Annotated in this window: 10 protein-coding genes; 8 read left to right on the forward strand and 2 right to left on the reverse strand. The window is 41.3% G+C overall.

The annotated features are described in order from the left end of the window. Positions 1-3: 3 nt before the first annotated feature. The 6 genes from MHH93_RS08835 (at position 4) to MHH93_RS08860 (ending at position 9,817) form a co-directional block, all read left to right on the forward strand. Complete coding sequence (locus MHH93_RS08835; RefSeq protein ID WP_500053720.1) at positions 4-2,178, forward strand: discoidin domain-containing protein; 2,175 nt, start codon at positions 4-6, stop codon at positions 2,176-2,178. Positions 2,179-2,247: 69 nt separating this feature from the next. Then, positions 2,248-3,480, forward strand: a complete 1,233-nt coding sequence (locus MHH93_RS08840; protein WP_500053721.1) for an SPRY domain-containing protein — start codon at positions 2,248-2,250, stop codon at positions 3,478-3,480. 135 nt (positions 3,481-3,615) lie between these two features. Then, on the forward strand, positions 3,616-4,731 hold the full coding sequence (locus tag MHH93_RS08845; protein WP_500053722.1) for a discoidin domain-containing protein: 1,116 nt from the start codon (positions 3,616-3,618) through the stop codon (positions 4,729-4,731). A 48-nt stretch (positions 4,732-4,779) separates the two neighbouring features. Then, positions 4,780-6,810, forward strand: coding sequence for a hypothetical protein (locus tag MHH93_RS08850; protein ID WP_500053723.1), 2,031 nt, complete (start codon positions 4,780-4,782; stop codon positions 6,808-6,810). A gap of 23 nt (positions 6,811-6,833) precedes the next feature. After that, a complete protein-coding gene (locus MHH93_RS08855; RefSeq protein WP_500053724.1) occupies positions 6,834-8,780 on the forward strand; it encodes a CBM96 family carbohydrate-binding protein in 1,947 nt (648 codons plus the stop codon). A gap of 734 nt (positions 8,781-9,514) precedes the next feature. Then, on the forward strand, positions 9,515-9,817 hold the full coding sequence (locus tag MHH93_RS08860; protein ID WP_017689545.1) for a YunC family protein: 303 nt from the start codon (positions 9,515-9,517) through the stop codon (positions 9,815-9,817). 120 nt (positions 9,818-9,937) lie between these two features. On the opposite strand, the gene mtnA is transcribed toward MHH93_RS08860, so the two are convergent. Together mtnA and mtnK are read right to left on the reverse strand one after the other, a co-directional pair. Continuing rightward, the gene (mtnA, locus tag MHH93_RS08865) at positions 9,938-11,011 is read right to left on the reverse strand and encodes an S-methyl-5-thioribose-1-phosphate isomerase (RefSeq protein ID WP_500053725.1); all 1,074 of its coding nucleotides are present in this window, start codon (positions 11,009-11,011) and stop codon (positions 9,938-9,940) included. A 23-nt stretch (positions 11,012-11,034) separates the two neighbouring features. Next, positions 11,035-12,252, reverse strand: coding sequence for an S-methyl-5-thioribose kinase (mtnK, locus tag MHH93_RS08870; protein WP_500053726.1), 1,218 nt, complete (start codon positions 12,250-12,252; stop codon positions 11,035-11,037). A gap of 298 nt (positions 12,253-12,550) precedes the next feature. Between mtnK and MHH93_RS08875 the strand changes: the two genes are divergently transcribed. Continuing rightward, positions 12,551-13,012, forward strand: a complete 462-nt coding sequence (locus MHH93_RS08875; RefSeq protein ID WP_017689542.1) for a Dps family protein — start codon at positions 12,551-12,553, stop codon at positions 13,010-13,012. 124 nt (positions 13,013-13,136) lie between these two features. Beyond that, positions 13,137-13,712, forward strand: a complete 576-nt coding sequence (locus tag MHH93_RS08880; RefSeq protein WP_500053727.1) for a DUF1802 family protein — start codon at positions 13,137-13,139, stop codon at positions 13,710-13,712. Positions 13,713-13,892: the final 180 nt, after the last annotated feature.

Raw genomic sequence — 13,892 nt, forward strand, 5'->3', positions numbered from 1 at the left:
TATATGGCTACAGTAGGAGACCAGCTGGCACTACCAGAATCAGGATGGAGACGTTATGATGATACACATGCGGGATTGAATTATACAGGAAGTTGGTACAAAGTAACTGGGGATAAGTATTTCAATGGCAGTGTGAATGTAACAACCAGAGCCGCAGATAACAACTATGTTTCATTTAGTTTTTATGGAACGAAGGTCAGGATCATATCTGACATTGCACAAGATAGACATTCTGATAATACGATTACTGTAGATGGTGTCACTGAATCATTTAATACATATAAATCGGGAACTGCTGTATTAAATGCAATCGTTTATGAAAAAACGAACTTACCTCTTGGATTTCACAAAGTTACAATTACAGTAGGGCATAATCGTACTAACTTTATTATGGATGCTATAGATATTGATGAAACAGGTTATCTTCATGGTTATACTCTAACTGCCCCTGAAGATAAATGGAAGAGGTATGATGATTCAAGTTCAGAGATCAAATATGATGGATGGTTAAGATATCCTTCAGGACAAACGGGTTCCTACAACAATTCATTCAGTGCTTCCAATAATACAGTTAACAAGAAAGCTACCTTTACATTTAAAGGAACTAAGCTCAGATTGATAACTATGACTCATTCAGACTCAACCACTATCGGAAAAATATCTATTGATGGTACTCCTTACGATGTTTCTTTTTATAGTAATTCGGCTATAAATCAAGTTCTTGTTTTCGAAAAAACGGGGCTTGAAAATTCTCTTCATACAATTGAAATATATTCTCCTGAAGCCAAAAACATCAGAATAGATGCTGTAGACATTGACCTTGATGGACGAATGTTTCATCCTGATGAAGTAACTGATCCGATAGATCTCACTATTGGCAAACGGATTCGCTGTTACTACTCTACAAATAATGGAGTGGTGGGGAATTTTGCGTTCTTTGGTCAAGAGACAGCGCCATTTATTAGAACTTCTGCTGGTGCAGGTGGAGACTTGTATTTTATTTGTGTAGACAAAGATCGTGCTGGTCGATTGAAACTTATTGCAGATCGAAACATTCAGCATAGTATTAGTTGGGATACAATAAATGCAAGCGGTGTTGCTTCGGGTAGTGGAGCTCCACTTCCGAAGAAAGGATACTATATTAGCATGATTCCAGCAATGACATCCAATACAACTCCCCAAGGTGTAGCGGCGGCAAGCACAACTTACAGTGCATCCCTTGAAGCATGGAAGGCTTTTGATAAAAATACCGCAGATGCAGGATGGCTCATGGAGAATAGCAAGTGGAACGGAGCATGGATCAGCTATACATTCCCGCAACCAACAGTTATTAATAAATATGGCATAAAAGGACCGAATTCTAATACAAGTACGGATAGCGCTAAGAGTTGGAGATTCGAAGGATCTAATGATGGAATTAATTGGACTGTGCTTGAAACCAAGACCAATCAAACATCATGGTCAACAGGAGAATATCGGGAGTATGTCTTCACGAATAAAGATAATTATAAAACGTATCGTCTAGTATTCACTGCAAATAATGGTGGAGCATACGTTCGAACGATGGCAGTTGATATGTTCCAATTGATCGTAAAGGACTCAATACCAAGTTTAGATTCACCAATTCTTAGACTTCTCACAGGCGGTATTAACACAACAGATAAGGACAATGAATGGGATAAATATATTGTTAACTCAACACTGAATGGAACGATCATTGCTGGTGACGACAACGTGTGGAATTATAGTGGTGGATCTTCATGGACTTCCACAACTAATACCGCTGGTTCGGCAAACAGAACAGGGCGAGGTGCAAGTGGTAATGCAGGAGCAAGTGGATATAATCCAACCTCTTATATTGCGGCGGCAACTGCTACTGGATTCAGACCATTACTTGAAATTGAAATTCTTCCAATTAGTAGATCTTTCATCCATCATGATGGAGCGTATAAGAAATACCAAACTGGAGTTTTAACTTGGAATACGATTTCAGCAACTTTACCATCAGAAGACACTTTTATTAATGACGGAATAAATGATCTATCTGTATTAGATAGAAAAAACGAAGTTTTCGTTCAGACCATGACTGCCAATGGATCGTTAGGATCAGGCAAGTTGTTCAAAGGAAGTGTTGATCTGAAAAAGTATTTCGAAATAACAAGTGTAAGTGTGAAGTAGGGTTTGAATGCTCTACTTCTTTTTGTTTTTTTAATAGTGATTCCACTTAGAAGGGAGATGAATAAAGATATGAGTATATCATGGAGATCATTTAATGGCGTATCCTTGAGTAACAATGAATTAACCGCTACACTTCCCACGCATTTACAATCTACCATAGCAACAGGTAATGGAGTGTCTTCGGGCAAATGGTACTGGGAAGTAATAGTTCAAAGCGCGGGTGCAATAGTAGGTGTAACTAGCACCACAACAGGTGGACAGATATGGAATACTGTGAATCATAGAGGTTACTTTAGTGGCGCGGCAAAGTGGGGAGGAACTTCGGGTACTTCTTATGGAGCCACTTTTGGTTTAGGAGATGTTATAAGTGTACTATTGGATATGGAAGCTGGAACAATTGAGTTTTGGAAGAACGGTGTAACACAAGGAGTAGCATTCACTGACATTAAACCTCTTGGAACTGTATACCCTTTTTACGGAAATCCAACAGGGACTAGTGTACCTTCAACCGCAACTACTAGATTTGAAAGTAAAGCATTCTCTTATCAAGTGCCACAGGGATATTTACAGTATGACATTAAACATAAAATCTTACTTTCATCTGGCGGTAGAGTCTATTCAGCTTCACAAGACATTATCTCAACTGAAAACGCTATTCCTCCAATGACTTCTAATACTTCTCCTTCGGGGGAAGTTAGTGCAAGTTCACAATATACTACAACCACTTACTATCCTTATTTTGCATTTAATCAAACCAATACAGGAGCGGGGGATTGTTGGGTAACAACGAATGGTCAAGCAGATGGATGGTTGCAATACAAGTTTAATATTCCGAAAGTTATTTCGAAATACGTTATAACCAACCGAAACAATGGAACTGTCTACGATAATACCCCCAAAAGTTGGACATTCGAAGGATCAGTTGATGGGGGGAATTGGATATTGCTAGATCGAATAGAGAATAATCCAGCATGGACAAGTGTTGAGCCAAGAAGTTTTAACTTTATAAACGAAACAGCATATCTGTACTATCGTCTGTCAGTTACATTTATACATTCAGGGACATATTTAGCTGTCGGTAAGCTTGAAATGTATGAGTATATCAAAGGATTCATGTACTCCTTGCCTAGTAGCGATGAAGAAACTTTCATTAAATATGGAGTAGATCAAATTAAGTTAAATAGTCCCTACGTAAAAAAGGTGTCTGTGGAAAAAATAAAAGGTGCTTTAGGCTCAGGCAAGATCTTTGAACACACAGTTGATATGTCAAAACGCCGAGTAGATAAAATTACGCTTGGCTAAATTTAACACAGAACGCACCTAAATGGTGTGTTCTATTTTATTTCGAAAGGAGATGGTTGTAAAGGGTATATAAAAGATAGTAGTGCGCTCCCTTTATCAATGACATCTAACACAGGGTCAAATGGAAGAGCTAGTGTGAGCACATTTGCTGATAATTACTTACATCTTGCCTACAGAGCGTTTGATAAAAATACTGGAACCTATTGGCAAGCACAAGCTAAGGGTGGTTGGGCTAAATTTGAGTTTGATTTACCTATTATTATATCTAAATATTCTTTAAGAGCTACAGGGACGATTAATGGTGCTCCAAAACAATGGACTTTTGAAGGGAGTAGCGACGATCAGAATTGGATTGTTTTAGATAGTCGAACAAACATAACAAATTGGACATCAGGCTTGATTCAGGATTATATATTTTCGAACACCATTAAATATAAGTTTTATAGGCTCAATATTACGACCACAAACAATGACTCCGAAAGGATTCAATTAAGTGAGATTGATATGTTTGAGTTGGTTTATTATGAAAAAATTTTGATTTCTTCAGGTACAGATGGAGTAAGTGTATCTCAGTTACCTGAATCAAATCCTATGCCACAAATGACCGCTGGAACAGTGAACGGATTTACTGTAACTGAAAGTTTAATACATACAGGAACTTACAATGGATGGAAAGCTTTTGATGGTATAACCAATGTAGCTACTTCCTGTTGGGCCGCCCCAAAAGTTCCTACAAAAGCAGAACCTCAGTGGGTCGCTATACAACTCCATAAAAAATGTCCCATTTATAAGTATGAACTGACAGGGCAGTATGGTTCTCCATTAAGAAGTCCAAAAGACTGGACATTTGAAGCATCAAACGATGGGGTTAGTTGGATTGTGTTGGATACGCAGTCCAATGTGAATGGATGGTCAGATAATGCGTTTAAAACATTCTCAACCACAAACCAAGATAGTTATTTATACTACAGAATTATTATAACTGCAAATAATGGAGACGCAACTTTTATATGTATAGGCGAAATGAAGATTTACCAACCAAAATCACATATTATTACATATATTCCTAATTTATACGATGAATGGTTTATTGAGTATGGAATGAATAAGAATGATGTTGTTGATCTTCAATCGTCTGTGAAAGAAGTTTCAACTATTGTGAATAGCCCTGAAACTTTGGGGACTGGTAGAGTTTTTAAGCAAAAAATAGACACAACTAAAGTACCAATCGAAAAAGTATCGATCACATAAGTAGGTAAAATGAAATTGTTCTATTTATTCTAGAAAGGAGATGGGATTATGGCAAAGCTTGTGAATATCGTACCACCTATGACATCTTATACTTCACCTTCAGGCGTAGTAAGCTATAATGGTCAAAATGGTGCATACTACGCTTATAAAGCATTTGATAGAAGTCAAGGTACATTCTATGGAACCTATCGTGTCACTAATACATGGGTTTCTTACCGGTTTCCAACCTCTGTAAAATTGGCAGGGTACTCCATGTATTGCTTGGAAAACAACTCACCACCCCGATCTTGGGTTCTAGAAGCAAGTAATGATGCAGTTACATGGGATCTAATTGACACAAGAAATGATTATGTAGTCGTATCATGGGCAAACAATAGAAAAGTCACTTTTAATATCGCTCCCAATAAAGCCTATCTCAACTATAGAGTACGGGTGACAAGAAACAACACTTCTGAGGTAATCAATATTCATGAGATTGAATTCATGGATTGGGTCTATGACCATAAATATTTAGTCGAAGACAGCTCAACCTACAAGTATTACGCAAGCGGACAATGGCAAGTAATTTCAGGTTCACCCACCGAACAGGATTATTTAAACTTTGGAATGGACGACATCTCCATCATACCTGAATCTGCATGGGCACAACTTCAAGGCGAAGTGGAACTATGCTACTACACCGACGACCCAACCAAAACAGAAGCATCCTTCAACATCGAAACCGAGCCCTTCACCCTAGCTGAAGAATGGGAAGATAAAGAGATCAAAATCATCGAATACACCGATGACCCGAATCAAACCGAATCAACGATTACAATGGAAACCGAACCGTTTACCCTCTACGATGAGTTGGGTGATAGTGTGGATGTTCTATACTACACAGACGATCCCTCTAAAACGTCAGCGGAACTGAATATCACGGCTAACTACTCCCCATTGGATGAACTTGAGGGAGATTTTGACGTGGTTACGTGGACGAATGATGAAGAGGTAATCGCCGGAAATCGGGATATGATGCTGACGTATGACGCGCTGCCGTTTGGGCAATTAATTGTGCAACCAACAGACATAGCGTTATATGGAGACGTGAAAAAGGTTGTCGCTACGAAAGTAACAGAGAACAGTCCGGAAGGTATATTAAGAATGGCTGCTTCGTTCGACTCAGGGCTCACATGGAAGACATACCGTTTCAACAAGTGGTTCAACATGGATATACAGGATGCTACGTTGTTCAAAAGAAAAGGAATGAATCTGGACACACTCAACGCCATCCCTGAAAAGGATCTTATAGCTTTAACTCGAATCGCCTATTACTTCGATAGCAGTAAGCATTATGAAAACAGCTATTCGCTTGACGAAGTGAAGATGGTCGTTGATGCACCGCGTAACGCAGTGGAGTTCAGAGATATGTCATTGCAACTGTTAAACACCACAGCCACAATCAATCTGACCTTCTCAGGTAACAAGCTAACAGGGGTGCTGGATGATGCAGATCAGGGCAAGGTTAAGTACCGCGTGTTGTTGAACGGTAAAACGTATTATCCGGCGGATGGCAATTTTACACGCCTAGCAGCTTCTCCATTCGATATTGAACTCAATATTGACGAGAGAAATGTACATTTTGGCGTAGAGAATACCTTGAAGGTTGAATTTCAGGACTATTGGGGTGCCGTAGATTACTGGGAAACCCAGTTTATCGGATCGTATTCAGGATTAATGTTTATGGATGAGTCTGGAGATTTCCTTTCAGATACCTTTGGCGGTATTTTGAAACAACTCGATTATGGGGTGATTATTGCCGGACAGACGACGTTAACGAAGAAAGTCAGAATCAAAAACTTGCTTGGATATGCTGTGGATCATGTTTACCTGGAGATGGATAAGAAATTCGAAACGAATGGTGTTGAAGTCCAATTATCCAGACAGGCCGACCCGTTTCTTCCGATCGATTATCTGACCTATGGCCTTATTCAACCGGAGGATAGCATCGATTTTTATATTCGCATCGCAACGGATATTCATGCCAAGCCGAACCCGAATGGCAATTTTGAAATGAAGGTCACAGCAGACCGTGTATAGCTCTCAATACAATGAGACAGGAAGTGAGTGAAATTAATAACGAGGAGACTCCATTAGATAGTGTTATACATATTAAAAGTCCGGAAAATCGTTTTGCAGCAAAGTATATCCTATACAATCAAGTCGATGAAGAACTGTCTTCGACCCTAATAGCTGCTACAAGAAAAGTATCCGAGAACGTCTCTACTGTATCCGTACGTGTCAGAAGGTCAGAGGAATTGAGCAATTCGTTATCTGTGATGTACAGGTCGCAAGGAGATCTGAGCGCAACCATCCAAGCGGCATCCAAAGTTGATCTTGAAGGCATGCTATACGTTCGGCCACATAACCGTGCACACGGCAAATACGAATTACTGGAAGCACCTCGTGTGACTGTTGACCTAAAGCCTGTTGCTGATGCAACCACACGAAGTCAAACTCACCTGCAGACGCTCAACTTTGGTGATACACAGCATATGATGATCGGCAGCGACGAGATGGAGCAATTCGAATCGTTTATACATTTCGGTGATTTGGATACCAGAATACCTGATCTGTTGTATCTGGAAGAAGCTAAATTGAGGTTATATTACACAGGAACTCTGGCACCAGGAGCACACATTGAGCTTCATCAGCCGGATACACTGTGGCGGGAGTACGGAATTACTTATGCGAACAGACCACAGTCCATTCAGCTCTTATCGTCTAGTTATATTATAGATACGACTGAACGTTATGTTGAGTTTGATATGATGGCATTACTTCACATGTGGAGAGACGGCATACTTTCGAATGTTGGAATGATTATTCAGTCTAGCGGTAACACACCGATTTATTTCAACACTCGTGAGTCTTCCAAACCACCTGTTTTGCAGATTAAATATATCACTTCCCAGATCTATTCCATCGGTCGAACCGAAATTGAAAGTGAAATTTTTATTTATGGTGCAGGTCGCAAGGATATAGCTTCAACGTTAGTTGTACACAGTGATATTGGGCTGGACTGGCTCAAATCTCAGTTGTACGTCCACCGTTATGAGGATCACATACATTATGATATACCTCAAGTCATCGCAGTCAGCCGTCCGGACCTGGATGTAGATCTGATAATAGCTAAACGTATAGATGCGGAACTGAATTCGAACATTTCTATTGTTGAAAGTAGAACAGAAGAGAAGGCAACATGGGTTGCTGTTTCTAAACCCGAGCTTCATTCGCAGTTCATTACTGCTATACGAACAACTAAGGATACAGACGGTAATCTTGCGGTTAGAACTGGTCTAGACGACGAAAAAATTGTAGAAATCGCAGTGTCTTATCCTGACCTACCTTCAGTTATTACGGTAGATAGACAAATGTCTCTGGTCAGTACGTTAACGATTTCACAGTTGTTCAATGATGGACGGGATACGAGTTTAATTGTATCCATACCTGATCTTCATGCTTCACTGGAAGTCTCCAATTATACCAAAGCAACTTCAACGTTTGAGGCTTTGCTAACGGTCATGTACGAAGATGATTCGACTGTTATTTCGAAGATTATGGTTAATAAGCCTGATCTGAATAGTGTTCTTCAAGTCAGAGCATTAGATCATGATGAGAGGGCCGCCAGTCTTGAGATTCCATATTTGGAAGAACAGCCTGGGCAATTATATATCTCCAGACCTGATGTACTTTCCAGCATTGAGGTCAAGTATATGGATGTTTTGGATGGCCACATTAGTATCAAGGAAAGAGAATACTTGGATGGCTATCTTCAGGTGCGAGAGTGGAAGGATATGCAGTCTACGGTAGATGTGAGACAGATTGTGGATATGGCTACTGAAATGACAATTTCCAAGCCTGATCTGGCAGCTTATGTCCTACCAAGAGTTATTGCGAATGAAGAGTTGGATTCGATCACAAGTATCCGTAAACGGGATGCCAGTGACTTAGTGACCACATTAATTGTGAAGAGTCCAGGGAATCAAGCGTATTTTTACATTTTATAAAATAAATTAATTATATAAGGGGGCATTGGCCCTCTTTTTTTTGCGTTTAGGATCATGTCCAACTCTAAGCATCTGTACTTTATTATGTAACAGTCCTCTTCTCGTTATGATACAATGTGTTCATCACATATTAAGGACTGAAGACCATGCGTCAAGAGGACAGCGTATTTGAACAAATTATGAAGCAGAAGAGATTGAGGCCGATCAAGTCTGGAACTGATAATCTTCAAGTCAAACCAATACATAAAAAGAAACTAGCTCAGGAGCAATTAAGCGATATGGATGTTCAGTTCAAAAAGTCAGTAGCTGAATCAATAGGTCGGAGTGTACTTCATAGACGTGTACTGGGAATTAGAAGAGAGTTAACGGAGATAAGGAAATTAAAGAATGATGAGCATACGTTTTAAGGTTAGGTCCACTTTGACCAGTTAAATTAACTTGTCTTCTTAACTCGAGAAGCTGATTAGATGTTATCAAACACTCCAAGATAAACTTTTAGACACTTAAAAATATTAATGTTTATTACGAGAGCTGCCTCATTTCTGAGGTGGCTTTTTTTAATATTTCAAAGAAAAAGAATATTTATATATCTAAGTCTGCGAGAAGAATTACCAACAAAATATTCGAACGATAAGTACCTACATTTTCTCAATCACGGCAGGTGTCCACACGACAATCCAGAATGAGGCATACAATTATCGTGACCTGTGGAAGAGGAGGTGGATCGGGAAATTATGGTGACGATGGAGCCCATTGTAGTTGGAGAGCATGTATTGGTCGGGGTAGAAGTCAAGCTGCCCAAAACAACGTTGTTGACGATTAATACATCCAAAGGATATATCATGTGCGGAGCACTCGATGTGGGATTACTTAATGAGAAGCTCGGGGATCGCAAAATTATTGCGGCTCGGGCGGTTGGTGTGCGTACACTGGAGCAGTTGTTGCATGCACCAATGGAATCGGTGACAACAGAAGCCGAAGCCATGGGCATTACGGTTGGCATGACGGGTGTAGAGGCTTTGTTGAAAATGATCTAAACACTAACAAAAGGGCTCCCCGTATGGGAAGCCCTTCTTTAGCATCTTAATTCAAAGTCTAGAGCACGTTGTAGCTAGCAACCCTATACACGAATTCACTTTTCGAACACGCTTATTAAATTAAGCTTCTTCCTTGGCAAATAAAGCAGCCAAGTTTTCCTTGAAAGGAGCGCGAACCACGCCTTTTTCCGTGATAATAGCTGTTACATATTCATTAGGCGTTACGTCAAATGCAGGATTAAATACTTTAACACCTTGCGGTGCTGTACGTTTGCCAAATCCTTCGGTGACTTCCTCGGCAGCTCGTTCCTCAATCGGAATAAGATCTCCGGATGGGGTAGACAAGTCGATCGTCGACAATGGGCTGGCAACATAGAACGGAATATTGTGAGCCTTGGCAAGAACGGCCACACTGTAGGTTCCGATTTTGTTAGCTACGTCACCGTTCGCTGCAACCCGGTCTGTTCCGACGATAACGGCTTGAATCCAACCTTTGGACATCACCATGCCTGCCATATTATCACAGAGCAGTGTAACGTCAATGCCGGCTTGTTGTAGCTCAAATGCAGTCAGGCGTGCACCTTGAAGTACAGGACGAGTCTCGTCAGCAAATACTTTCAGGTGAATACCGCGTTCCTGCGCGAGATACATTGGAGCGGTTGCCGTACCGTATTTCGCTGTAGCCAGTCCGCCTGCATTACAGTGGGTGAGGACACCCATACCATCTTCGAACAAAGGCAGTGCATTCTCGCCGATCATGCGGCATACTTCTTCGTCTTCCTTCTGAATCAACAAAGCTTCTACTTCAAGTGCATCATTGCCCTCTTCCAGGCTCAAGCCGGATTCAACGGCCATATTTGCTCTTTGCATCATGCGATCCAGTGCCCAGAACAGGTTGACTGCTGTTGGACGGGAAGTAGCCAGATGTGCACATATGGATTTTACATGATCCAGCCAGCCTTGAATGGTTGTTCCGTCGTATGATTTGGCACCTAATACAACACCAAATGCAGCAGCAATACCAATCGCTGGAGCACCGCGTACTTTCATGGAGTGGATCGATTCCCATACTTCCTCGGGTGTATAGAGCTTCAGCATAAGAATAGTTTCGGGCAACAGACGCTGGTCAAGCATTTCAAGTTTGTCCTTTTTCCAGATCAGAGAGGACAGAGGCTGATATTCAGGGGTTGTCATGGGTGGTTCCTCCGTTCCATATGTTAAGCCTTAGTCGTAGTAACAGCTGTAGATACAATATCCAGCACTTCACCGATGGTATTCAAGCGACGATTGTTTTTGAGTAACGTTTTACCAATGGCCAATGATTTACGCTGAGCATGTTCACGTTCAGTTGCATTCGAAATGGTATCTATATCCGCCACGTGTGCGAGTCCCACGATACGACGAATCATTTTGGCACCTGCGAAGCCGATTGAATCTCTAAACAATTGCTGCATATACAGCTCCTGATACCCTGGCACTTTAGCCATTGGATCCACCAGATCATTAGTCCAGAGGGCACGGAAACGAGATTCGAATTCAGTCCATACATCACGAACCATATTTAGCAAAAGCGTTTCACGCTCACGCAAAGCAGTCTCATCCTGAATCCATCCTGGCAGGGAGGCGTAATTCAAGAGCAGGTTCGCAAGAACTGCACCTACATCGAATCCCATGGGACCGTAAAATGCAAATTCGGGATCGATGACTTTGGTCGATTCAGGTGTAACAAAAATACTGCCTGTATGCAGATCTCCATGAAGCAGTGCCTGTCCATGTGTCAGGAATTTTTCCCGCAACAAGGCGACTTCAAGGTGAAGCTTTCCATCCGTGCGAAGGGCTTCAGCTTCATCTTCAATGGAAGCATCATAATTATTTTTTTCAGCGATCCGGTAGGGTTCATCAAAGATCAGATCTTCCGTTATCTTGCATTGGTCCGGATTAATGAATCTGCCCTGTTGTTCCTTCTTCAATTGCTGATTCATGCCCAAGTCTGATGTGAAGAACAACGTTCTTGCCATGAATTCCCCAATATGCTGTGCAAAAAGAGGATAGGTAACACCGTCGATCAGGCCTTTGCGCATAATTACATGATCACTCAGATCTTCCATAACCGTCAGCGCGAGGTCATCATCGTAATGATACACTTCCGGTACCATCCCTGGACACAGACGATATTCTTCTTGCAGAATTTCACGTTCGATGCGGGCACGTACGAGAGAGAGCGGCCATGATTCGCCAACCACTTTCGCATAAGGAAGCGCCTGTTTGATAATGATACTTTTATCGGAGTTCTGATCCGTGATGTGGAATACCAAATTCAGATTGCCGTCGCCGATCTCGTGACAATCCAGATTTGCATCTGCCGCAAATGGACCCGGTAATGTTTTGGCCAGTTCAATTGCATCCTGGGGTGTTAAAGGGCGATATTGGGACAAAGGTGCCACCTCCATATATATGAAGAAACAGGAAAACCCACTTCTTTGCTTGGTATATGTCAGTATATCGGAAATAGCGAGGTTTTTGAACTTTTTTTTGAGACAAGCCAAGTTGATTCTGATTCGAAATTCCTGTTCAAGGGTAAAAACAAATAGGCCGGACAGTTGATAAAAACATTGTTCATAAGCCTCTCCGCTACCAAGCGGTGACACATTGTTAACTCTCTGTTATGCACTGCGGGACAACCTGCTTATCACGGCATGACAGACTAATTTTAAATAAAAGGATGGGATTAATATGGCTACAAAAAACAAAACAGATCAAGCAAAATCGGTGGAACAAGTACTTAATCGTCAGGTAGCTAACCTGAACGTATTGTATGTCAAAATTCATAACTATCACTGGTACGTTAAAGGACCTAACTTCTTCACGTTGCATGTAAAATTTGAAGAGTTCTACAACGAAGTTACCGTGCAAATGGATGAAATTGCAGAGCGTATTCTTACGCTAAAAGGTAGCCCAGCAGCTACAATGAAAGAGTATTTGGAACTTTCCTCTATCCAGGAAGCGGCAGGTGGTGAAGACGCGAAGACAATGGTGCAAAACCTGATCGAGGACTTCGCTACACTTTCGAATGAATATCAGGAAGGTATCGAGGTTGCAGATGCAGCTGAGGATCAACCGACATCCGATATGCTGACAGGCTTCAAGGCAGACCTTGAGAAACACATGTGGATGCTTCGCTCTTTCCTGGGTTAATACAGGCAAGATTCAACCTAATACAAATATGTTTCTTTCGTAAGCTTTCTGATCCCCGATCATGTTGTCAGAAACGCCCTGAGCGTCTATACTGCTGACAAGAACGATGGGGGAGGAACAGCTTATGTTAGAACCAACGATACCGGCTTTAAAAGAATGGGCCTCAGCAATCAAAGCACTGGAAACGGGTCGCCAAATTATGGTGATGCGCAAAGGTGGGATTGTAGAGGAAACCCGACATTTTGAGCTGAAAAGTCCGGCGTTTTACCTGTATCCGACTTATGAACATCAGCGTAAAGAACTGATTAAGTCCTCGGATCAATCCTATGTTGAAGAATCATTGGCCGAATGGGTGCACGAAGCTTCGACAATCCGCATTACTGCATATGCCGAAGTAACGCAGGATCTGGAGATACGAGATCAGGAGATGCTGGATCGACTTCTTGACTTTCATATGTGGACAGCGGATTTTGCCGAAGACCGTTTGAAATGGAAACGGAAAGATCCGCTCCATGTATTGATTTTACGTGTGTACCTTTTGAAAGAACCGATGGAAATCCCCGTATTGCCTGAATATAATGGCTGTCGCTCATGGATTTCTATTCCGAATGGTCCGGTGCCGCGCGAAATGACGCCAGTGGTGGACGTTGCGGATTTTGACGAACAGGTACAGAAGATTAACGAGATGCTCAAATTGTAATATTATTAATGAAGGGGCTTGTCCATAATATGGATAAGTCCTTTTTAGATTAGTGTGTAACAGATATGATAAAAGCTTGATTTTCTGTGATTTTTCTCACTGTCCATCTCGACAGAAGATGTTTTCTCATTTGATTCAATCTGGTATTTATTATAGAATCAGAAAGAATAATGTTTCCTT

This window comes from Priestia sp. FSL H7-0729 (assembly GCF_038005685.1).
Classification (GTDB): Bacteria; Bacillota; Bacilli; order Paenibacillales; family Paenibacillaceae; genus Paenibacillus.

Bases quoted from the DNA above. Each gene is read 5' to 3' on its own strand.
- MHH93_RS08835 (WP_500053720.1), top strand. From the start codon at position 4: ATGGCTACAGTAGGAGACCAGCTGGCACTACCAGAATCAGGATGGAGA.
- MHH93_RS08840 (WP_500053721.1), top strand. From the start codon at position 2,248: ATGAGTATATCATGGAGATCATTTAATGGCGTATCCTTGAGTAACAAT.
- MHH93_RS08850 (WP_500053723.1), top strand. From the start codon at position 4,780: ATGGCAAAGCTTGTGAATATCGTACCACCTATGACATCTTATACTTCA.
- MHH93_RS08860 (WP_017689545.1), top strand. From the start codon at position 9,515: ATGGTGACGATGGAGCCCATTGTAGTTGGAGAGCATGTATTGGTCGGG.
- mtnA (WP_500053725.1), bottom strand. From the start codon at position 11,011: ATGACAACCCCTGAATATCAGCCTCTGTCCTCTCTGATCTGGAAAAAG.
- MHH93_RS08875 (WP_017689542.1), top strand. From the start codon at position 12,551: ATGGCTACAAAAAACAAAACAGATCAAGCAAAATCGGTGGAACAAGTA.
- MHH93_RS08880 (WP_500053727.1), top strand. From the start codon at position 13,137: ATGTTAGAACCAACGATACCGGCTTTAAAAGAATGGGCCTCAGCAATC.